23 protein-coding genes and 1 tRNA gene are annotated in these 19363 nt (G+C 73.7%); 11 read left to right on the top strand and 13 right to left on the bottom strand.

Annotated elements, in window-relative coordinates:
• The first annotated feature begins 24 nt into the window (after positions 1 to 24).
• Positions 25 to 1941 carry an IucA/IucC family protein gene (locus tag ACZ66Z_RS09425; RefSeq protein WP_469933387.1) on the top strand — a complete coding sequence of 639 codons (1917 nt, stop codon included), beginning with the start codon at positions 25 to 27 and terminating at the stop codon, positions 1939 to 1941.
• Here the strand turns inward: ACZ66Z_RS09425 and ACZ66Z_RS09420 are convergent.
• A complete protein-coding gene (locus ACZ66Z_RS09420; RefSeq protein WP_469933386.1) occupies positions 1875 to 2435 on the bottom strand; it encodes a carboxymuconolactone decarboxylase family protein in 561 nt (186 codons plus the stop codon). The two genes, ACZ66Z_RS09425 and ACZ66Z_RS09420, sit on opposite strands and share 67 nt — an antisense overlap.
• 194 nt (positions 2436 to 2629) lie before the next feature.
• Between ACZ66Z_RS09420 and ACZ66Z_RS09415 the strand changes: the two genes are divergently transcribed.
• The gene (locus ACZ66Z_RS09415) at positions 2630 to 2923 is read left to right on the top strand and encodes a winged helix-turn-helix transcriptional regulator (RefSeq protein WP_469933385.1); all 294 of its coding nucleotides are present in this window, start codon (positions 2630 to 2632) and stop codon (positions 2921 to 2923) included.
• On the opposite strand, the gene ACZ66Z_RS09410 is transcribed toward ACZ66Z_RS09415, so the two are convergent.
• Together ACZ66Z_RS09410 and ACZ66Z_RS09405 are read right to left on the bottom strand one after the other, a co-directional pair.
• A complete protein-coding gene (locus ACZ66Z_RS09410; protein WP_469933384.1) occupies positions 2817 to 3404 on the bottom strand; it encodes a DUF3761 domain-containing protein in 588 nt (195 codons plus the stop codon). The genes ACZ66Z_RS09415 and ACZ66Z_RS09410 overlap by 107 nt on opposite strands.
• A 210-nt stretch (positions 3405 to 3614) precedes the next feature.
• A complete protein-coding gene (locus ACZ66Z_RS09405) occupies positions 3615 to 4061 on the bottom strand; it encodes an ArsI/CadI family heavy metal resistance metalloenzyme (protein WP_469933383.1) in 447 nt (148 codons plus the stop codon).
• Between the two features lie 88 nt (positions 4062 to 4149).
• Between ACZ66Z_RS09405 and ACZ66Z_RS09400 the strand changes: the two genes are divergently transcribed.
• Genes ACZ66Z_RS09400 through ACZ66Z_RS09385 form a run of 4 tightly spaced genes read left to right on the top strand, consistent with a single transcriptional unit; the run spans position 4150 to position 6174 of the window.
• The gene (locus ACZ66Z_RS09400) at positions 4150 to 4545 is read left to right on the top strand and encodes an ArsR/SmtB family transcription factor (RefSeq protein WP_469933382.1); all 396 of its coding nucleotides are present in this window, start codon (positions 4150 to 4152) and stop codon (positions 4543 to 4545) included.
• The gene (locus ACZ66Z_RS09395; protein ID WP_469933381.1) at positions 4542 to 5255 is read left to right on the top strand and encodes an aquaporin; all 714 of its coding nucleotides are present in this window, start codon (positions 4542 to 4544) and stop codon (positions 5253 to 5255) included. Before ACZ66Z_RS09400 ends, ACZ66Z_RS09395 begins: the two co-directional genes overlap by 4 nt.
• Positions 5252 to 5668, top strand: a complete 417-nt coding sequence (locus ACZ66Z_RS09390; protein WP_469933380.1) for an arsenate reductase ArsC — start codon at positions 5252 to 5254, stop codon at positions 5666 to 5668. Before ACZ66Z_RS09395 ends, ACZ66Z_RS09390 begins: the two co-directional genes overlap by 4 nt.
• Before the next feature lie 32 nt (positions 5669 to 5700).
• Positions 5701 to 6174, top strand: a complete 474-nt coding sequence (locus ACZ66Z_RS09385) for a GNAT family N-acetyltransferase (RefSeq protein WP_469933559.1) — start codon at positions 5701 to 5703, stop codon at positions 6172 to 6174.
• Positions 6175 to 6357: 183 nt separating this feature from the next.
• Here the strand turns inward: ACZ66Z_RS09385 and ACZ66Z_RS09380 are convergent.
• A tRNA-Arg gene (locus ACZ66Z_RS09380) sits at positions 6358 to 6430 on the bottom strand.
• 293 nt (positions 6431 to 6723) lie between these two features.
• Between ACZ66Z_RS09380 and ACZ66Z_RS09375 the strand changes: the two genes are divergently transcribed.
• The 5 genes from ACZ66Z_RS09375 to ACZ66Z_RS09355 all read left to right on the top strand — a co-directional run bounded on the left by ACZ66Z_RS09375 (position 6724) and on the right by ACZ66Z_RS09355 (position 14068).
• Complete coding sequence (locus ACZ66Z_RS09375) at positions 6724 to 8373, top strand: dynamin family protein (RefSeq protein ID WP_469933379.1); 1650 nt, start codon at positions 6724 to 6726, stop codon at positions 8371 to 8373.
• A gap of 1 nt (position 8374) precedes the next feature.
• A complete protein-coding gene (locus ACZ66Z_RS09370; protein WP_469933378.1) occupies positions 8375 to 10192 on the top strand; it encodes a GTPase in 1818 nt (605 codons plus the stop codon).
• A 192-nt stretch (positions 10193 to 10384) separates the two neighbouring features.
• Positions 10385 to 10834: a single-stranded DNA-binding protein gene (locus ACZ66Z_RS09365; RefSeq protein ID WP_469933377.1), complete on the top strand. Its 450-nt coding sequence runs from the start codon at positions 10385 to 10387 to the stop codon at positions 10832 to 10834.
• A gap of 225 nt (positions 10835 to 11059) precedes the next feature.
• Complete coding sequence (locus tag ACZ66Z_RS09360; protein WP_469933376.1) at positions 11060 to 12499, top strand: Cys-Gln thioester bond-forming surface protein; 1440 nt, start codon at positions 11060 to 11062, stop codon at positions 12497 to 12499.
• Between the two features lie 246 nt (positions 12500 to 12745).
• Positions 12746 to 14068, top strand: coding sequence for an MFS transporter (locus tag ACZ66Z_RS09355; protein ID WP_469933558.1), 1323 nt, complete (start codon positions 12746 to 12748; stop codon positions 14066 to 14068).
• A 141-nt stretch (positions 14069 to 14209) separates the two neighbouring features.
• Here ACZ66Z_RS09355 and ACZ66Z_RS09350 read toward each other — a convergent pair whose 3' ends face one another.
• The 9 genes from ACZ66Z_RS09350 to ACZ66Z_RS09310 form a co-directional block, all read right to left on the bottom strand.
• Positions 14210 to 15472, bottom strand: coding sequence for a tyrosine-type recombinase/integrase (locus ACZ66Z_RS09350; protein WP_469933375.1), 1263 nt, complete (start codon positions 15470 to 15472; stop codon positions 14210 to 14212).
• The gene (locus tag ACZ66Z_RS09345) at positions 15472 to 15669 is read right to left on the bottom strand and encodes a helix-turn-helix transcriptional regulator (protein ID WP_469933374.1); all 198 of its coding nucleotides are present in this window, start codon (positions 15667 to 15669) and stop codon (positions 15472 to 15474) included. Before ACZ66Z_RS09345 ends, ACZ66Z_RS09350 begins: the two co-directional genes overlap by 1 nt.
• A gap of 2 nt (positions 15670 to 15671) precedes the next feature.
• Positions 15672 to 17057, bottom strand: a complete 1386-nt coding sequence (gene repSA, locus ACZ66Z_RS09340; protein WP_469933373.1) for a replication initiator protein RepSA — start codon at positions 17055 to 17057, stop codon at positions 15672 to 15674.
• Positions 17058 to 17062: 5 nt separating this feature from the next.
• Positions 17063 to 17239, bottom strand: coding sequence for a hypothetical protein (locus ACZ66Z_RS09335; RefSeq protein ID WP_469933372.1), 177 nt, complete (start codon positions 17237 to 17239; stop codon positions 17063 to 17065).
• Positions 17240 to 17330: 91 nt separating this feature from the next.
• Positions 17331 to 17879, bottom strand: a complete 549-nt coding sequence (locus tag ACZ66Z_RS09330; protein ID WP_469933557.1) for a GGDEF domain-containing protein — start codon at positions 17877 to 17879, stop codon at positions 17331 to 17333.
• Positions 17880 to 17884: 5 nt separating this feature from the next.
• The gene (locus ACZ66Z_RS09325; RefSeq protein ID WP_469933371.1) at positions 17885 to 18217 is read right to left on the bottom strand and encodes a SpdD-like protein; all 333 of its coding nucleotides are present in this window, start codon (positions 18215 to 18217) and stop codon (positions 17885 to 17887) included.
• A gap of 11 nt (positions 18218 to 18228) precedes the next feature.
• A complete protein-coding gene (locus ACZ66Z_RS09320; protein ID WP_106978635.1) occupies positions 18229 to 18384 on the bottom strand; it encodes a hypothetical protein in 156 nt (51 codons plus the stop codon).
• A 19-nt stretch (positions 18385 to 18403) separates the two neighbouring features.
• Entirely contained in the window at positions 18404 to 18595 is a 192-nt protein-coding gene (locus ACZ66Z_RS09315) for a mobile element transfer protein (protein ID WP_225799694.1), read from the bottom strand.
• Positions 18596 to 18607: 12 nt separating this feature from the next.
• Complete coding sequence (locus tag ACZ66Z_RS09310; protein WP_469933370.1) at positions 18608 to 19345, bottom strand: DUF2637 domain-containing protein; 738 nt, start codon at positions 19343 to 19345, stop codon at positions 18608 to 18610.
• Positions 19346 to 19363: the final 18 nt, after the last annotated feature.

Raw genomic sequence — 19363 nt, 5'->3', positions numbered from 1 at the left:
TCCTGCGCAGGGTAGTGAATCTTCATGCACTCCGCTCCGGATCACGATACGGGCGCACGACACGCGCCGCGCGCCCCCGAGGCTGCCGTCGCCGCCGAGCTGGCGGACGCGGCCCCCCGGCTCCTGCCCGCCTACCGGCAGGAGCTGGCCCCGGCCCGGGCGGCGGTCCTCGCCCGGTTGTGGCGCGCGCTGCTGCACGAGCCGCTGCCGGGGATCGTGGCCCGCGACGGACACGCCGGGCGGGCCCGGCTGGCCGACGGGCGCGTCCTGACCGGACCGCCCCGGCTCCCGCACGACCTGGTCGTTCCCGGCGAGGACGCGACCGTACGGCTCGACGGCCGCGCCCACGACCACCCGGCCGCGCTCCTCGCCGCACTCGACCTGCCGGGCGCCACCCCCCTCGTCGCCGACCTCGCCCACGGCGTCGCCTCCCTGGCCCTGTCCCGGGCGGGGGCGCGCGCGGCGGGGGAGGCGCACGGGACGGGTGCGGCGGGGGAGGCGGACGAGACGGGCAAGGCCTGCACGACAGACGCGGCGTATACGACAGACGCGGCGTACACGACAGGCACGGCGTACGCGGCGGGCGAGACGTCCACGGCAGGTGCGGCCCCTGGGCCCGTCGACGACGCCCTGCCCGACCCGCTCGCGTGCGTCGAGCAGGGCATCGTCGACGGGCACCCGTACCACCCCTGCTGCCGCAGCCGCCCCGGACTCTCCGTGGCCGAACAGCTCGCGTACGCCCCCGAGCACCGCCCGGTCGTCCGCCTCGACCTGGTGGCGGTCCCCGCCGACCGGTGCCGGGTCGCGGGCGCGTGGCCGGACCGGCTGCGGGACGGCGACCGGCTGCTCCTGCCCGTCCACCCCTGGCAGAGCGAGCACGTCCTGCCGGGGCTCGGACACCGGCCGTTCGTCACCGGAGCGATCCCCGCCCGACCGCTGATGAGCGTGCGGACCCTCGCGCCGCTCGACGGCGGACCGCACCTGAAGACGGCGCTGTCCACGCGGATGACCAGCGCGATCCGGGACATCTCGGCGAGCGGCGTCGAGAACAGCGCGCCGCTCTCGGACCTGTTGGCGCACGTCGTGGCCGACCTCGCGGACACGCTGCGGATCACCCGCAACATCGCCGGTGCCTCCGCGCTCGTGCGCGGCGAACCCAGCGGTGACCTCGCCGTGCTGTTCCGCGAGTCCCCGGCGGCCGCCGCGGGCCTGCGGGCGGGGGAGACGGTCGTGCCGCTGGCGGCGCTCGCCGCCCGCCCCGCCGACGACGGGCCGCCCCTGATCCGGACGCTCCTGGCGTCCGCCGGCGCCCCGGACGCGGGCGCCGACTGGCTGGCCGCCTTCGCCGGCCTCGCGGTCCCGCCGCTCGCCCGCCTCCTGAGCCGGGGCGTCGCCCCCGCCGCCCACGGGCAGAACCTCTTGGTCGTGCTCGACGCGCACGCCCGGCCCCGCCGGCTCGTCTACCGCGACCTCGCCGACGTCCGGCTGAGCCCGACCCGCCTCGCCCGGCACGGTTTCGACACCGCCGCGGTCGGCGGGCGGGTGATCGACGACGACCCGGTCGTGCTTCGTACGATGCTTTTCGGCCACCTCTTCGGAACCACCTTCGGGACCCTGGTCTCCGCCCTCGCCGACCGCGACCGGACCGCCGGGGCCCGGCTCTGGGCGGTCGTCGCCGCCGCGGCCGAGCGCGCCTACGAGGACCTGCCGGCGACCCCGGAGAACCGCGCCGACCGGGCGGCCCTCTTCGCTCCGGAACTCCGGGTCAAGGCCCTCACCCTGATGCGCCTGCGAGGCGTGGACCGGGACGAGTGGATCCCCCTGCGCAACCCCCTCGTGGACCGGCCCCGGGGGACTGCCGCGGGCCCCCGGGGTCACGGGGCGGCGGGGAACGGCTCGGCCCAGGGCTCCTCCTCCAGCAGGAGGCCGTTGGCCAGGTAGCTGATGGTCCGGTACCAGCCGGCCAGGACGAGGAACTCCAGCAGCTGGGCGTCCTCGTAGTGGGCGCGGAGGGTGTCCCAGGCGGGCTCGGAGAGGCGCGCGGTGTCGTGCAGTTCGTCGACGGCGGCGATAAGGGCGGCCCGGCGCCCGGTCGGAGGGGCGGTGGCCGCGGCCGGGTCGGCGGTGGCCCGGAGCTGTTCCGGGTCGAGTCCGGCGGCCGGGGCGAGGGTCGCGGCGTGAACGCCCCACTCGTAGGCGCAGCCGCTGCGCGCGGTCACCCGGGCGATGACGATCTCGCGGTCGGCGGCGGGGAGGAGCCCGTGGCCGAGGAGCCCGGCGCCCAGGGCGAACATGCGGGAGGCCAGCTCGGGGTTGCGGTGCAGGACACGGAAGAGCCGGAGCGGTTCGTGGGGCACGCCGGGCGGCATCCAACGGCGCAGGGCCCGGTCGACGTCGGGGGAGTACGGGGGGACGAGCGGTTCGATGCGGGACATCTGCTGTGCCTCCTGCTTCGTTTTCAGAAGCGCCACTATGCTGCTTCTGAAAACGAAGCGCAAGGAGGAGGAGCGGCGTGGGAGAAGCCGGAGCAGCGACACCACGACCCGGGCGGTCCGTACCCGGGCGGCCCGAAGCGGTACGGCCGGTGCCCGGGCGGCCCGTACGGGGATCCGCGTCCGGTCGTCCGGTCATGGCCGCGCTCGACCTGCTCGGACGCCGCTGGGCCCTGCGCGTCCTGTGGGAGCTGAGCCGGACCCCGGCCGGCTTCCGCGAGCTCCAGCGCCGCTGCGAGCGCATGTCCTCCAGCGTGCTCAGCACCCGCCTCGACGAACTGACCGAGGCCCGGCTGCTCACCCGCGCGGACGACGAGTACCGGCTCACCCCCCTGGGTGCGGAACTCGTCGAGGCACTGGCCCCGTTGGAGGCCTGGAGCACCCGGTGGGCGAGGGGGCAGGGCCCTGCGGAAGCGGGCGGGGGTCCGTGACCAGGATGCCGGTCGACGGACTGACCGATCGTCGGGGCGGCCGGTCCGGCACGATGCGTACGACTGCTGACCGGCGCCCGTCATCCCTCCCCGACGTCTCCCGCCGCACCCAGGAACGGACCGGGCCGAGGGAGCGGCCCGATGGACGCCACGCAGTCGGCTCTGCCCCGACCTGCCGCGTACCGGCCGCCGGCGATGCGGCATCGGTTTCCTCTCCGCGAATCCGCGAATCCGCGAATCCGCGAATCCGCGAAGGCGCGCCGGCGAGCCAGACGGCCGCACCGCCGTGGTAGGAGCAGGCACCCCGCCGGTGTGCGGAATGGCTGCAGCGGCCGTCGTTGCATGGGGCGGTGGAGGCGTCGTCGCTGCCGGGTTCCTCACTGCTGCCGGCCCCCGTGGGGTCGTCGCAGGTCTCGCCCCCGCTGGATTTGACGGTGTCGACCGTGAGCGTGGCGTCGGTGCTCATCGTCGCGCCGGCCACGGGCTGCCGGGAGCGGACCCTCCAGTTGCGGTCCGGGAACTGTCGGCGGCCCGGACCGGTGGCGTCCGTCGAGTCGAGGCTGTGGATGCCGTCGGCCCGCGCCGGGGGCGATCTCGACGTCCGCACGGCCGGGTCGGAGGCCGGCGGCCACAGGACCGGGGACGGCGACGTCCACGAGGCCCGCGGGGCCGCGCGCTGCCGGAGCACGGGTCACGAGTCGCCGGCAGGGGCGCAGCAGGTGGGCTCGCCGCCGCAGGTGCCGGGGGCGGTGCCGGCCTTCTCCAGGGTGTCGGCGTCGGCCTTGACGACGTACACCTCCCAGGGCTCCTTTCCGGGGCCGGTGACCCAGACCTTGTCCTGGAGGGCGTAGCAGCAGGAGGTGTCGTTCTCCTCGAAGGTCGCGAGCCCGGCGTCCTGGAGGCGGCCGGTGGCGGCGGTGACGTCCGCCGTGGTGGCGACCTCGACGCCGAGGTGGTCGAGGCGGGTGTCCTCGCCGGGTTCGCCCTCGATGAGGACGAGCTTGAGCGGGGGCTCGGTGACGGCGAAGTTGGCGTAGCCGGGGCGGCGCTTGGCGGGCCCGGTGCCGAAGAGCCTGGAGTAGAAGGCGACGGAGCCTTCGAGATCGGCGACGCGCAGGGCGAGCTGGACGCGGGACATGGCGGTCTCCCTCGGTGAGCTTCCTGTATCGACAGATGTCGATACAGGTGACGTTGCCACCGGAATCGAGGACTGTCAATATTGAGGGATGTCGAAACAAGCTGGTCTGCTGCCGCTGGTCGGGCAGGACGACGACGAGACGGCGGCGGCGTGCTGCGCCCCGATGGTCCGCGAGCCGCTGGGCGAGGAGGCCGCGGGCGAGCTGTCGCGGATGTTCAAGGCGCTCGGAGACCCGGTCCGGCTGCGGCTCCTCTCCCTGATCGCCTCCCACGAGGGCGGCGAAGCGTGCGTCTGTGACCTGACCGGCCCCTTCGACGTCTCCCAGCCGACCATCTCCCACCACCTGAAGGTGCTCCGCGAGGCCGGTCTCGTCGGCTCCGAACGGCGCGGGACCTGGGTCTACTACTGGGTCCTCCCCGATGTCTTGGCCCGGCTCTCGGCCCTGCTCCAGATCCCCGGCGCGCCCGCGCAGGACCCGGTGTGAACGCCCCTCTGGCACGGCGGGCGGTGACCGAAGGCCTCGGTACGGCGGCGCTGGTCGCCGTGGTGGTCGGGTCCGGCATCCAGGCCGCCGGGCTCACCCAGGACGTCGGCCTCCAGCTCCTCGCCAACTGCCTGGCGACCGTGTTCGGGCTGGGCGTACTGATCGCGCTGCTCGGGCCGGTGTCGGGAGCGCACTTCAACCCGGCGGTAACGCTCGCCGCCTGGTACGACGGCGACGGCCTCTCCCTCCGCGAGGCGGCCGCCTACGTGCCCGCCCAGATCGCCGGGGCGATCGGCGGAGCGGTGTTGGCGGACGCGATGTTCGGCCGGCCGCTGGTGGAGTTCTCCGGCCACGACCGCTCCGCCGGCCACCTGTGGCTGGCCGAGGCCGTGGCCACGGCCGGACTGGTCTGGCTGGTCTTCGGCCTGGCCCGCGCGGGCCGCGCCCACCTCGCCCCGGTCCTCGTCGCCTCGTACATCGGCGCGGCCTACTGGTTCACCTCCTCGACCGGCTTCGCCAACCCGGCCGTGACGATCGGCCGCGCCTTCACCGACACCTTCGCGGGGATCGCCCCCGCCTCGCTCGTCCCCTTCGCCACCGCCCAGTTCCTCGGGGCGGCCACGGGCCTCGCCCTGGTCACGCTCACCTTCGGCCGCCGCCCGGCCCCCACCCGTACCTCCGCCGCCACGGAAGGCGTCCTGACCTCATGAGCACCCCCACCCCCGCGGTCCTGTTCGTCTGCGTGCACAACGCCGGACGTTCCCAGATGGCCGCCGCCTTCCTGGCCCACCTCGGCGGCGACCGCGTCCGGGTCCGCTCCGCGGGCTCCGCCCCGGCCGACACCGTCAACCCGGCCGTGGTCGAGGCCATGCGCGAGGCGGGCGTCGACATCACGACCGAGACCCCGAAGATCCTCACCACGGAAGCGGTCGAGGCGTCCGACGTCGTCATCACCATGGGCTGCGGGGACGCCTGCCCGGTCTTCCCCGGCAAGCGCTACCTCGACTGGAAGCTCGACGACCCGGCCGGCCAGGGCGTCGAAGCCGTCCGCCCCATCCGCGACGAGATCGAACACCGCGTCCGAGACCTCCTCGCCGAACTCGGCATCGAGGCCCGCGCGTGACCACCCCGCCGCCCAGCCCCCGCGTCGTGCCCATGGGGCCGGAGCACGCCGAACAGGTCCTCGTGATCTACCGGCTGGGCATCGACGAGGGCAACGCCACCTTCGAGACGGCCGCCCCGACGTGGAAGGCGTTCGACGCGGCCAAGCTGCCCGCGCACCGCCTGGTCGCCGTCGACGACGCCGACCGGGTGCTCGGCTGGGCCGCCGTCTCGCCGGTCTCCGACCGATGTGCGTACGCCGGCGTGGTCGAGCACTCCGTCTACGTCCACCCCGACGCCCGGGGCCGCCGCGTGGGCCTGGCCCTCCTGACCGCTCTCCTGGCCTCCACCGAGTCGGCCGGCATCTGGACGGTCCGGTCCGGCATCTTCGCCGAGAACACCGCCAGCCTCGCCCTCCACCGGCGGGCCGGCTTCCGCGTCATCGGCACCCGCGAACGCATCGGCCGCCACCACGGCGTCTGGCGCGACGTCCTCCTCCTCGAACGCCGCAGCCCACGGATCACCTGAGAGCGGGAACGGCTCACCAGCACTCCTGGCCAGGACAGTTCGCCGACGACGGGCGAGGAATCGGGGAGGACCGACCGACGGCCTGCCGACAGGTCGACACGGACGACCCCCCACCCCGCCGCCTCACCCAGAACCGCCCCTGACCAGCAAAAAGGACCCTCCCGAAGGAGGGTCCTCAGCTTGCGCCCCCGGCAGGACTCGAACCTGCGGCCAAGTGCTTAGAAGGCACCTGCTCTATCCACTGAGCTACGGGGGCCGGGTGGTGGCCGTGTGGCCAGGAGCCCCCTGGTGGGTGGGGTGTGCCTGCCGGGACAAGGATAGGGCTCCGATCGCCTTGGCCCGGTTGCTTCACCTGCGTGGCACGATGTGGAGGTTCGGTGAAGCGAACCGATAATCGCAGGCAGGTGCGATTCGCGCAGCGCTTTTCACGTCGCTCGGGGCGGGTGTTGTGCACTCGTTATGCCCGGCCTTCCGGTCGCCGCCCTTCTCTTCGGCGCGCAGGGTCCTCATACGCTTCAAAAACACTCATAAATTGGGCATTCTTCGCATGTGGTGACCTTGGACGAACGGCCTCAGCTGATCGACGCACTCTCCGCCCTGCGCGACCGAGTCGCCGCCGTGCGTCTCCCGCTGCCCCTCCCCGACACCCCTCGCGCCCGCCAGACCCGGACCGAGTTGCTCGCCCAGCTCGACGACTACCTGGTGCCCCGCCTGAAGGACCCCGACGCCCCGCTCCTCGCGGTCGTCGGCGGGTCCACCGGAGCCGGCAAGTCCACCCTGGTCAACTCCCTTGTCGGGCGCCGCGTGAGCGAGGCGGGGGTGCTCAGACCCACCACCCGGACGCCCGTCCTCGTCTGCCACCCCGAGGATCACCACTGGTTCGCCGGCCTGCGGGTCCTCCCGCAGCTGACCCGCGTCTGGCTGCCCCAGGCCGACGAGGACCACCCCGTCGACGAGCCCGCCCCCGAGGAGAACGCGCTGCGCGTCGAGACGGCCTCCTCGCTGCCCCGGGGGCTCGCCCTGCTCGACGCGCCCGACATCGACTCCCTCGTCGTCGAGAACCGGCTCCTCGCCGCCGAGTTGATCTGCGCCGCCGACGTCTGGGTCATGGTCACCACCGCTTCGCGGTACGCCGACGCCGTGCCCTGGCACCTGCTCCGTACCGCGAAGGAGTACGACGCCACCCTCGTCATCGTCCTCGACCGCGTCCCCCACCAGGTCATCGGCGAGGTCTCCCGGCAGTACGAGGCGCTGCTCGCCAAGGCCGGTCTCGGCCACGTGCCCCGGTTCACCATCCCCGAGCTGCCCGAGTCCACGTGCGGCGGCAGCGGGCTGTTGCCCGAGAGCGCCGTCGCCGAGATGCGCGGCTGGCTCGCCCACCGGGCCCAGGACCCGGCCGCCCGCCAGCAGGCCGCCGACCGGACCGCCTCCGGGGTCATCGACTCCCTCGACACCCGGCTGCCCGAGCTGGCCGGTGCGGTCGCCGCCCAGTACGCCGCCGCCGTCCGTCTCGGCGGCGTCGTCGAGGCCGCGTACCGCGAGCAGGGCGGACGGGTGCGCAAGGAGCTCGGCCGCGGCGCCGTCCTCGCCGGCGACGCCCGCACCCGCTGGCGCGCCTACCCCCGCGACAGCACCGCCGACGAGCTCCTGGACGCCCTCACCGAGTCCCTCGCCGCCCTCCTCCACTGCGCGGTCTCCGCCGCCGAGGAGCACGTCCGGGACGCCTGGCGCCGCGAGCCCGCCTCCGAGCCCCTCGGCCCGCCGCGGGCCGGCTGCGACCGGGAGGCGGTGGAGCGGATCGGCCTGGAGGCCCGCCGCTGGCGCCGCGAGCTCGAGGAGCTGGCCGATGAGGAGGTGCGGGGCGTCGACCGCCCCTCGGCCTCCCGCCTCTCCGGCACCCGCTCCGCCGGCCCCCGGGCCGCCGCCCCCGAGGCCGACACCGTCGCCGCCCTCCTCGCCGCCTCCCTCCTCGGCGGCCGCCGCGCCCGCGCCGCCGGTGAACGCCTCGCCGAACTCCTCGGCGCCCAGACCGCCCTGCGGCTGCGCGACAAGGGCGGCGAACTCGTCCTCTCGTACGTCGACCGCGTCCTGCACGCCGAGCGCGACCGCCGCCTCGCCCCCCTCGACGCTCTCGACGTGACCCCCGAGCCGCAGGCGGAGCTGATCGCCGCGCTCTCCGTACTGCAGAAGGAGAAGTGACGTGGTGGACGACGACCGGGAGCGCGACCGCGTGCGCTGGGACGACGGGCTGATCGCGCGGCGCGCGGCCGAGCGGGCCGCCGACAGACCCGCCGTCACGCGGGAGAAGGTGCCCCGGCCGCAGGAGGAGGAGGACGCCCTGCCGTCCCTCGGCGGCAGCTACGGCGGGCCCCTCCGCATCCGCCTCGACGCGCTCCACGAGCTCGTCGGGCTCTCCCGCACCCGGGTCGAGAGCGAGGCCCTCGCCGAGGCCGGACGCGTCCTCGACGAGGCCGCCGCCCGCCAGCGGCTCTCCTCCCGGCACACCGTGATCGCCGTCGCCGGAGCCACCGGAAGCGGGAAGTCCACCCTCTTCAACGCCCTCGCCGGCGTCCCCGTCTCCGAGACCGGACTGCGCCGCCCCACCACCTCCGCGCCCATCGCGCTCAGCTGGTCCGACGGCGCCGCCGGACTGCTCGACCGGCTCGCGGTCCCCAGCAGGCTGCGCCGCCGCCCCCTCGCGGGCGGCGCCGGCGACGCCGATCTCCAGGGGCTCGTCCTCGTCGACCTGCCCGACCACGACTCCGCCGTCACCGCCCACCGCGACCAGGTCGACCGGGTCCTCGGCCTCGTCGACGCCGTGATCTGGGTCGTCGACCCGGAGAAGTACGCCGACGCGGCCCTCCACGAGCGCTATCTGCGGCCCCTCGCCGGGCACGCCGAGGTCACCTTCGTCGTCCTCAACCAGATCGACCGGCTCGGCACCGAGGCCGCCGACCTCGTCCTCGACGACCTCCGCCGCCTCCTCGACGAGGACGGCGTGGCGCTCGGCGAGCACGGCGAACCCGGCGCGACCGTCCTCGCCGTCTCCGCCCTGACCGGCGAGGGCGTCCCCGAACTGCGCGAGACCATCGCCCGGTTCGTCCAGGAACGCGCCGCTCCCGAGCGCCGCCTCGCCGCCGACATCGACGCAGCGGCGACCCGGCTGCGCCGGGCGTACGTCGCCGAAGGGCGGTCCGGCCTCGACGAACGGGCCCGGGACGCCTTCACGGACCGGCTCGCCGTCGCCGTCGGCGCCCAGGCCGCGGGGGAGGCCGCCGAGCGGGTCTGGCGCCGGGGCGCCATCCGCGCCTGCGGCACTCCTTGGCTGCGGCTCTACCGCTGGTACGAGCGGATGCGCGCGCACGGCTCCACCGACCCGCGCCTCGAAGTCCCCGCCGAGGACGAACTGACGGCCCGCCAGCGCGTCGAGCAGGCCGTACGGATCGTCGCCGACGAGGCCTCGCGGGGCCTGCCGGTGCCCTGGGCGCAGGCGGTGCGCGAGGCGGCGGTGCGCGGGGCCGAGGGGTTGCCGGAGGCCCTGGACGAGCTGACGGTCTCCCTGGGGGACCCGGCCGCCCGGCCGCCCCGGCCCGCCTGGTGGCCCGCGGCCGTCCTCGCCCAGGCGGTGATGACGCTCCTGCAGATCTTCGGCGCGCTGTGGCTGGTGGGGCAGATCATCGGTGTCGTCGAGCCGGGCCTGTTGCCGCCGGTCCTCGTGATGCTCGGCGGGATCATCGGCGGCCCGCTCGTCGAATGGGCCTGCGAGGGCGCCGTGAAGGGCCCGGCCCGCCGGTACGGGCAGGAGGCCGAACGCCGCCTGCGGGAGGCGGCCGCCTCCTGCGGCCGGGCCCGGGTCCTCGACCCGGTGGCGGCGGAGCTGATGCGCTACCGGGAGGTGCGCGAGCAGTACGCGACGGTGGTGGGCACCCGCCCGTCGACGGCCCGGATCATCGTCGGCGGCGGCCGTTCCGGCACGACCCGGCTGGGCGCGACGCGGGCGGGGGCGCGGGCGAGGTAGGCCCCGGAGGGCGCGGGGCGAGGTGTACGGGCAGGGAGGGACGGGCGCGGGGCGGTTCACCCTCCCGGGTGAGGGCGACGTCCCCGGGCGCGCGGTTGTCCACAGGTCCGAGCGAGGTGTGCCCGGGCCGCTCCAGCATGGTTCCCACGAGGTGTCCACGCAGCAGGACACCGGAAGCAGCGGGGGCGAACCATGAACGACACGACCGTGACGCTCGTCGGGAACGTGGCGACGGCGGTGGAGTACCGGGACACGGCGGCGGGCGGGGTGGCCCGCTTCCGGTTCGCGGTGACCGCGCGCCGCTGGGACCGGGAGCGGGGCCTCTGGTCCGACGGGAACACCAGCTTCTACACGGTGTCGGCCTGGCGTTCGCTCGGCGCCAACCTCGCCGCCTCGGTCTCCGTGGGGGAGCCACTCGTCGTGCACGGGCGGCTGAAGGTCCGTGAGGAGGAGCGCGACGGGCAGCGCAAGACCTTCGTGGACGTGGACGCGGTGGCCGTGGGACACGACCTGAGCAGGGGGACGGCGGCCTTCCGGCGCGCCGCCCGGGCGGAGCCCAAACCGCTGCCGGAGCAGGACCCGTGGGCGGTGGCGGCGGAGGAGGGAACGGCCGTGACACCCCCGTTGGTAACCGCGTCCTGACCTTGTGTCGTGGCGATTTGTCGACCAACTCGCTCTGCTGATAACGATTCCGATTCGGAATGGTTATCTGACCGTACGACAGGGCACCGGGGGGTTCCGCGTCCCTAGGATGCCCGAATACTCATGTGGCACGTGAGCCCATCGAGTCTGTGAGTCTTGCTGGCGGGCGCTCCCCCCACGCGGATCGACCATGTTCGCGGAGCGACTCGCCCGGAGGGGAATCCAATGTTTTCAGTTCGTGGGCGTGGCGTTGCCCGCCTCGCCGCCGCGGTCCTGGTCTCCGGCCTCGTCGCGACCGGTGCGATAGCGACCGCCGGTCCGGCCCTGGCCGATGACAACGCCCCGGGCGTCGGTGGTGTCACGGCGAAGCTCGGCGGCATCACCGACGGCGGCGACGTCGAGGTCATGGGGAAGGACGGCAAGCCCCGTACGGTCAGCGGCGGTCTCTTCACCATGCAGGTCGAGGGTGGGGGAACCCTCTCGACCTACTGCATCGACTTCCACACCGACGCGCAACACGACTTCACCTACAAGGAGGTCGGCTGGGACCAGTCGTCCCTCCACGACAACAAGAACGCCGGCAAGATCCTCTGGATCCTGGAGAACGCCTACCCCAAGCTCTCCACCGAGGCCCTCGGCGCGAAGCTCGGAGTCGACCTTTCCAAGGGCGAGGCCGCCGCAGGCACGCAGGCCGCGATCTGGAAGTACTCGGACGGGGTCGAGGCCACGCCGAAGGACGCCGACGCCAAGAAGCTGACCGACTACCTGCTCGCGAACGTCGGCGAACTCGCGGAGCCCAAGGCCTCCCTGAGTCTCTCCCCGGCCACCGTGGCGGGCAAGGCCGGCGAGAAGCTCGGCCCGGTCACCGTCACCACCAACGCCACGGCCAAGCTCGCGACCGCCCCGGGCGTCGCCGCCGGCGTCCGGATCGTCGACAAGGACGGCAAGCCGGTCACCGAGGCCAAGAACGGCGACGCGATCTACTTCGACGTCCCGGCCGGCACCACCGACGGCACTGCCGAGGTGTCCGCCGAGGCCACCACCAAGGTCTCGCTCGGCCGCGCCTTCGTCTCCGTCGACGGCCCGTCCCAGACCCTGATCCTGGCCGGCTCCAGCGACTCCACCGCCACCGCCAAGGCCTCCGCCACGTGGGCCAAGAAGGGTGCCGTCCCGTCCGTCACGGTCGCCAAGGACTGCGCCAAGGGCGGCCTGGAGATCGTCGCCGGCAACAAGGGCGACGAGGCCTGGACCTTCGACCTGAAGGGCACCTCGTACACCGTCGGCGCCGGTGAGACGAAGACCATCACGGTCCCGCTCGCCGAGGACGAGGCGTACAAGTTCACGATCACCGGCCCGAACGGCTTCGAGGAGACCTTCGAGGGCGTCCTGGACTGCAAGACGGCCACCCCCGGCCCGAAGCCGTCGGAGACCCCCTCCACCACCCCCTCGGCCACGCCTTCCACCCCGTCGACCACGGGCGGCACGACCGGTGACACCAACGGCACCGCCGGCACCTCCGGCAGCACCACGACCGGTGGCGGCGACCTCGCCGAGACCGGCGGCTCCAGCGCCACCCCGATGATCGCGGGCATCGCCGCCGCGCTCGTCCTGGTCGGCGGCGGCGCGGTGTTCTTCCTCCGCAAGAAGAAGACCGCCGGCCAGTGAGACCGGGCCACGGGGCCGGACCCGCGTCCGGCCCCGGGCCGAAGCCCGGCCCCACGGGGTGAGGCGCTGACGCCGCGGGGCGATCCGCCCCCCGCGCACCCCGCCCCGTGACCCCGCACGACCCCGGCCGCACCCGCGTCCGGGGTCGTCGCACGTCCGCCGGTCGACCGGCCGGCGCGGCGAAGGGCCCCTGTTAGCCTGACCGGCATGATCAGGCGGGGGTTTGGACGGACGACCGGACGGGGCATCGGACGACGGGCGCCCGACGGGCCGGATTCCGGTCCGCAACGGGCTCTGATCGCCGCCAGTTTCGTCAGCAGGGTGGGCAACGGCCTCTTCAACACCGCCGCCGTCCTCTACTTCACGTTCGTGGTGCACCTCCCCGTCACCCAGGTGGGACTGGGCCTCACGATCGCCGGCCTCAGCGGCCTGGCGGCCGGCATACCGGCGGGGAACCTGGCCGACCGGTACGGGCCGCGCACGGTCTGGTTGACGGCCGTCTTCCTCCAGGCCGCCACGATGGCGGCCTTCGTCCTCATCGACGGCTGGCTCGCGTTCACGCTCGTCGCCACACTGGACCGGTTGGCCGCCACGGCGGGCGGCGCCGCGGGCGGGGCGCTCGTCGCCAGGGTCGGAGGGGAGCGCCCGGCGGCCTTCCGGGCCAGACTCCGCACGTTCGTCAACCTCGGCGTCGTCGTCGGCACCCTGGGCGCGGCCGTCGCCCTCCAGGTCGACACCCGCCCCGCCTACACCGTGCTGATCCTCGCCAACGCCGCCAGCTTCGCCCTGGCCGGGCTGATCGGATTCCTGGGCGTCCCGGACTACCGCCCCCTGCCCCGGCCCGGGGAACACCGCCGGTGGTCCGTCCTGGCGGACCGGCCGTACGTGTCCTTCGTCGCGCTCTACAGCGCCATGGGCCTGCAGTACCAGACCGTCTCCCTCCTGCTGCCGATCTGGCTCGCCGCCCACACCGACGCACCGCGCTGGACCGTGGCGGCGGTCTACGCGGTCAACAGCGGGGTCTGCATGCTGCTGCAGAGCAGGCTCGGATCCACGGTGGAGACCCCGCGACAGGGCGCCCGCGCCTTCCGCCTCGCCGGGTTCCTCTTCCTCGTCAGCTGTCCGCTGATGGCGCTGACGGCCGACGTCCCCTCCTGGGCCGCGCCCGCGCTGGCCGTCCTCGCCGTGTGCGTCCACAGCGTCGGAGAGGTATGGGAGTCCTCGGGCGGCTACGCGCTCGGCTTCGGCCTCGCCCCCGACCACGCCCAGGGGCAGTACCAGGGCCTCTTCGGCATCGGCTTCGGCGCGGGCCAGGCCGTCGCCCCCGTGATCCTGACCGGGGCGGTCCTCGCACTCGGACACCCGGGGTGGCTGCTCCTCGGCGCCCTCTTCGCGGCCCTGGGCGCGGCAGGCCCCCCGATCGCCGCCTGGGCGGAGCGAACCCCTCCCCGCGAACCCGCCCCGGAGACTTCCGCACCGGTCCCGGGGACCCGCGAACCCGCCCCGGAGGCTCCCGAACCGGACCCGGAGGGCCCCGTGCCGGGCCCGCGGGGATCGCTGCGGGGCTGACCCCGAGAGGCGCGGATCAAGGCGCCCCCACCTACTGGTTCGCACCCAGGGGTGGCGGTCAGGCAAGATGGGGTGTTTCTCTCCGGCCGAGGGCACAAAACAGCCCCTCACCAGCAGGTTTCCCGCCGATGAAGGGCCGTCTCAAGCAGCCTGGGCCGTCTCTGGGCCGTCATGAGCGTGACCGGCGGCCCGGTACATCGCGGAGATGGCCTTTCGGGTCCGCGTCTCGCTACTGGGCATGAGGTGCGTGTACACCCGGAGCGTGAACCCCGGGTCGCTGTGCCCGAGGTACAGACTCAGCGCCTTGATGTTCTCGCCGGCGTCCAGCAGGACCGAGGCGTAGAAGTGCCGGAGCGCGTGCATCCCGTGCTCACGGGCGGCGGCATAGCGGTGCCCCTTCTCCGGGACCGGAATGATCCCGGCGGAGGCAAGTGCCGGCTTCCACGTCTGGTCATTGAAGGCGTTGCTCCACAGGGCCGTTCCGGCAGGCGCCGTGAACACGAGCCGGTGAGTCACCTTCGGCCCGCTCGGCGTCAGCCACGGCAGTGTGACCTCCACCGGCGGGAACCGCTTCATGTGCTCGCGCAGGGCCGCCGAGACCTCAGGGTCGAGGGGAACGTCCCGGAGCTTCCCGCGCTTCGGAGGGGCGAACACGAGCCCACCGCGCACCTTCTTCACCTGCTGACGGACGTAGAGCCAGCCGAGATCCCCGATGTTGTCGACGGCGACCCCGAAGATCTCCCCTTGCCGAAGCCCGCATCCGGCGCCCACGTCTACCATCGCCTGGAAGCGCTCAGGCAGGCCGGCACGGACGGCAAAGACCTGGGAGGCGGCCCAGGGGTGCACTCGTGTCGGCGCCGGCCGGGGAGCTTTGACCGACCGGGCCCGGCAGGGGTTCGAGGCGAGGAGCCGATCGTCCACGGCGGCATTCAACACCGAGGACACCGCGTCGAAGATGAGCCGCCGGTACGAGGCGGACCCCACGGTCTCTTCGAGCTGCCGGCTCCAGTCACGGATGTGCTCCGCCTGGAACGATCCGATGGGGCGAGCCCCGAGGTACGGCAGCGCGTGAAGACGAAGGCGCCCTTCCACGGCCGCACGGCTACTCAGGTCCGTGGTGAGAGCGGCGATCCAGCGCTCGGCGTACTCCCGGAACGTCGTCCGACTGGCCTTGGGGTCGATGTACTGCCCGCGTGCCATGTCAGCTTCGATGTTGGTCAGCCAGACGGCGGCCAAGCGCTTCTGCTTGTCCGGGAAGCTCTTGCTCTTCTCCGAGCCGTCGGGCCCGACGTAGCGAGCGCGGTAGCGCAGACCGATGCCATAGCGGTCGGTCTTGACCTTGCGGGGCTTGCCGTCGGGGCCGGTCTCGACCCTGAACCATCGATCCTGGATGTGCCCAGCCATCAGGCAGCGGCCCCTTCCATCTGCGCCTGAACCCAGGTCTGCACGTCGGTGGGGTCGAAGCGCACGTGCCGACCGACACGGAAGCCCCGGGGTCCGGTCCGCTTACGCCGCCACTGGTAGATGGTCTCGATGGGCACGCCGAGGAGTTCGGCGACGTCGGCCGGGGTCAGGTACCGGTCGGGGAGGCTGTGCGACATGATCACCACTCCTTCTCTTGAGGCAGTGCGCGTAGGGCTTCGCGGGCGGTTTCGCGGTTGAGCTGGATGTCCCGGGCGATGGAGGCGGCGAGGGCGGCCTCACCGGGGGAGTGGCCCTGGCCGGCGTACGTCCAGGAGGTGAGGACGAGAACGGTGTCCGGCTCGATGTCATCCAGGCCGCGGACGGTGCGTTCCTGGGCGGCGCGGTAGTCGGCGCGAGTCTGGCGCAGCTCGCCCAGGGTGGTGGAGTACTGCCGGGACTTGGTGGAGAAGTGGCCCCGGAAGCCGAGCATGTGAGCCCAGGCGAGGAGGCGGCGGTCCGGGTACAGCGGATCCAGGTCGAAGCAGGCTTCAACGAGACGGCGGGTGTGATCGGGGACGCCGAGAAGGACCAGGGCCTCACGGTTGCCGACGCGGCGGTCGAGACTGCCGGTGGTCTCGGCGGCCTTCGTGGCGTACTTGGCGATGTAGGAGGCGACGGCCTGTTCGGTGATGTCGGAGCCGTCCCCGAATGCCTTCACGGGCCGGATGTCGAGCTGGGCGCCCCAGCGCAGGCGACGTAACGGCTGGTCGCCGGCGGCGGGGACGGTGATGGTCGTGTACGCGTGCGCGGCAGCGGACTGGATCGAGGCGGTGAGGAGTTCGGTGGTGGCCCAGGACGGGGGCGGGGTGTCCGGTCCGTCCGGGCCGTCGAGGCGAACGACGGCGTGGAAGTGGACGGCGCCTCGCTTCTGGAACTCGGCGACCTTGCCGTAGGAGATGCGGGCGACCTCCTTCAGGGCCCGCTGGGAGAGGCCGGCAGCGGCGGCGATCTCTCGGCGCAGTCGCTTGGCGAAGCGGTCCCAGAGCTGTCCGGCGTGGTTGTTGAACAGGACGGCGGCGGCGTAGTCGTACGTGTCGGGGTCGAGCGGGGTGCCCAGTTCGGCGGCGTCCTCGGGGTGGCGGGTGCCGCAGCGGCAGGGCCGGGTGCCGGGCCGGTTGTGGACGGGCCCGAAGGACGGGGCGGTGAGGGTGAGGAAGACGCGGGGGTGGTCGCGGACGGTGGCGGGGATGTCGCGGTGGTCGTCTCCGGCGAGGCCGGCGCGGATGAGGTGGTAGGTGTCTCCGGCGTAGGTCCAGGCGCAGGCGGGGCAGCGGGAGGCCCGGCGGTTGCCGCAGGCGATGCGGAGGCGTCCGCCCGGTTCGGTGTCGGTGGAGTAGCGGTGCAGGGTCTCGCCGGTGGTCTTGTCCTGCGTCAGCGTCCAGCCCTGGAGGTGGATGGGCTGGGAGCAGCCGCCGGTGCGGTGGATCTGTTCTTTCCAGCGGTCGAAGCCGGGGGACCCGGCCACCCGGAGCAGGTCGCTCAGGGTGGCCGAGTCCAGGCCCGCCGCGGTGGCGGTGTCGGTCAAGGTGGTCACTTCCCGGCGCGGGTGAGGGCGGCGGGGATGGTGTGGCCGAGGCCCCGGCAGGTGGGGCAGTTGACGCGGATGGTGTCGCGGGTGCCGTCGGTGGCCTGGAGGCCGGTGGTGATGGTGGCGGTGGCGAAGCCGTCGCAGTCGCGGCAGACGCGCGGGGTGGGCTGGGGCATCATGGGCTTTCCCTTTCGGGTCTGTTGGGTCTGGGAGGGGTTCAGGCGCCCGGGGCGGCGGATGTTTGGCGACAGAGGCCGCTCCGGGGGCCGCTTAGCGTGTGTTGTTGCGCCTGCCGTGGCCCTTGGCCGCGTACATCGCCGCGTCGGCGGCCGAGAGAGCGTCAGTGAGGGTCGGGACCGGCAGCTGGTCGCGGAGGCAGCAGCCGACCGAGGCGGAAACCCGCAGGACGTGTCCGTTGTGCGTGACCGGCTGGTCCAGCGCGGACCAGAGTTCGAAGAGGTCGACGGAGCCGAGGTCGGTGACGATGGCGGCGAACTCATCCCCGCCGAGGCGGGCCGCGATCCCGTGCCGTCCGCACCAGGCGGTGAGCCGTTGGGCGGTGGCGGCGAGGACGGCGTCGCCGGCGGCGTGGCCGTGGGTGTCGTTGATGGCCTTGAAGTCGTCCAGGTCGACCAGGAGCACGAGCGCACCGGGGTGCTTGGCCAGGAGGTGTTCGGCGCGGGTGGCCCATCCGGCGCGGGTGTGGAGCCCGGTCAGCGGGTCGCGGCGGGCGGTGGCCAGACGGCGCGAGAGCAGCCCGCTGTGCAGGGCCCACCCGAGGGCCGGTAAGCCCGCGGCGGCCATGGTGTACGTGTCCACGAGGGTCACCGGCCCTTCTGCATGTCGCGGACGAGCAGCCGCAGGACGACCGCTACGACCGCGATCGAGACACCGGTAAGGGCGACCGCGAGCAGCATCGAGACGAGGACCGTGCCGACGATCAGGACGAGTCCGGCGCCGCCGGCGACGAGGGTGACGAGGCCGGTCGGGGTGAGGCGGACGGCCGGGACCTGGACGCGGGGCGCGGCCGGGACGGGCGCCGGGGTGTGGTCGTGGTGGCAGGTCGTCGGCTCGATGTCGGTCGGGATGGTCGGCTGGACGAGTGGGGTGACGATGCCGGTCGGGAGCGGGTTGACCGGGATGCGGGGGCGGAGCATGGCGGTTCTCCCTACTTGATGGTGGTGTCGATGAGCGGGGCGAGGAGGCTGTCGGCGAGGAGGTAGCCGCCAAGGAGGATCACGGCGACGAGCCACCAGGGCGGGCGGATGAGCTTGATGCCGAGGCCGCCGACGACGATCAGGGCGAGCCAGAGCGGGACGTCCATGACGCGGTTCTCCTTCGGTTCAGCGGGCGGTGCAGCGGTGGGTGCGGGCGGCGAGCTGGGCGGCGGAGGAGCTGGAGTAGTCGGCGGACCAGCCGCAGCGGTCGGCGGTGCAGACGGCGGCGTACTTGGTGCGGCCGTGGCGGTCGCGGTGGGTGCCGATCTGCACGGGGCCGATCCGCATCACGGAGTGGAAGCGGTCACGGGCGGGCATCGCTGTCTCCTTTCAGGCGAGTTGGGCGGCGATGGCGTGGGCCATCAGGGGCGGGACGCCGAGGCGGGAGCGCAGGGTGTCGGCGTCGATGGGGTAGCCGGTGCGGGCGCGGTAGTCGTCGGCGACCTTCCGGGCGTGAGCGACGAGTGCCGGCGGTACGGGCACGGGAGCGGGTGCGGGCTCCGAAGCGGCTTCCGGAACCGGCTCCGGTGCGGGCTCCAGGACCGGCTCCGGCTCCGGTTCCGGGGAGGGCAGAGCCGGTGCGGCGGCGATCTCCGGCTCCGGCTCGGCCACGTCGTCCCGCTCGATGACCGCTTCTACGGCCGCGGGCTCCTCGGTGCCCGTGGTGGGTTCGGCAGGCTGGGCGACCTCCGGGTGCCCGGGGGAGTGGACGAGGAGGGTGCCACCGAGAAAGGCCAGGGCAGGCCACCCGGCGACGAGGATGCGCAGCCAGTCCGGCACGTGGGCGAGGTCGAGGAGCCCGGCGGTGGCGACATTCGCGCCGAGGGACGCAGCCAGGGCGACGGTGAACCAGGTCCAGGCCGAGCGAGCCGAGGTGCCAGCGGCCCGGAGGCTCCGGAGGCGGTGCCAGGCGGCGACGAGGAGGAGATCGACGGAGACGGGGTAGGCCCACGCCTTCCAGCCGGTTTGGCCGGCCGCTTCGGCGAGGTCGTGCAGGTGGGCGAAGGACAGGGCACCGGCGATCACGGCCTGTACGAGGACGGCGTCCGGCCGGAGCGTGGGGCGCATCGCGGTCCTCCTTCCTTG

This window comes from Streptomyces sp. NPDC107498 (assembly GCF_055582805.1).
This window is presented reverse-complemented; position numbering and strand designations above follow the sequence as displayed.

Coding starts and splice junctions, on each gene's coding strand:
- ACZ66Z_RS09425 (WP_469933387.1), top strand. CDS start 25: ATGCACTCCGCTCCGGATCACGATACGGGCGCACGACACGCGCCGCGC.
- ACZ66Z_RS09420 (WP_469933386.1), bottom strand. CDS start 2,435: ATGTCCCGCATCGAACCGCTCGTCCCCCCGTACTCCCCCGACGTCGAC.
- ACZ66Z_RS09415 (WP_469933385.1), top strand. CDS start 2,630: ATGGCCGCGCTCGACCTGCTCGGACGCCGCTGGGCCCTGCGCGTCCTG.
- ACZ66Z_RS09405 (WP_469933383.1), bottom strand. CDS start 4,061: ATGTCCCGCGTCCAGCTCGCCCTGCGCGTCGCCGATCTCGAAGGCTCC.
- ACZ66Z_RS09400 (WP_469933382.1), top strand. CDS start 4,150: ATGTCGAAACAAGCTGGTCTGCTGCCGCTGGTCGGGCAGGACGACGAC.
- ACZ66Z_RS09390 (WP_469933380.1), top strand. CDS start 5,252: ATGAGCACCCCCACCCCCGCGGTCCTGTTCGTCTGCGTGCACAACGCC.
- ACZ66Z_RS09385 (WP_469933559.1), top strand. CDS start 5,701: ATGGGGCCGGAGCACGCCGAACAGGTCCTCGTGATCTACCGGCTGGGC.
- ACZ66Z_RS09365 (WP_469933377.1), top strand. CDS start 10,385: ATGAACGACACGACCGTGACGCTCGTCGGGAACGTGGCGACGGCGGTG.
- ACZ66Z_RS09360 (WP_469933376.1), top strand. CDS start 11,060: ATGTTTTCAGTTCGTGGGCGTGGCGTTGCCCGCCTCGCCGCCGCGGTC.
- ACZ66Z_RS09350 (WP_469933375.1), bottom strand. CDS start 15,472: ATGGCTGGGCACATCCAGGATCGATGGTTCAGGGTCGAGACCGGCCCC.
- ACZ66Z_RS09345 (WP_469933374.1), bottom strand. CDS start 15,669: ATGTCGCACAGCCTCCCCGACCGGTACCTGACCCCGGCCGACGTCGCC.
- ACZ66Z_RS09335 (WP_469933372.1), bottom strand. CDS start 17,239: ATGATGCCCCAGCCCACCCCGCGCGTCTGCCGCGACTGCGACGGCTTC.
- ACZ66Z_RS09325 (WP_469933371.1), bottom strand. CDS start 18,217: ATGCTCCGCCCCCGCATCCCGGTCAACCCGCTCCCGACCGGCATCGTC.
- ACZ66Z_RS09320 (WP_106978635.1), bottom strand. CDS start 18,384: ATGGACGTCCCGCTCTGGCTCGCCCTGATCGTCGTCGGCGGCCTCGGC.
- ACZ66Z_RS09315 (WP_225799694.1), bottom strand. CDS start 18,595: ATGCCCGCCCGTGACCGCTTCCACTCCGTGATGCGGATCGGCCCCGTG.
- ACZ66Z_RS09310 (WP_469933370.1), bottom strand. CDS start 19,345: ATGCGCCCCACGCTCCGGCCGGACGCCGTCCTCGTACAGGCCGTGATC.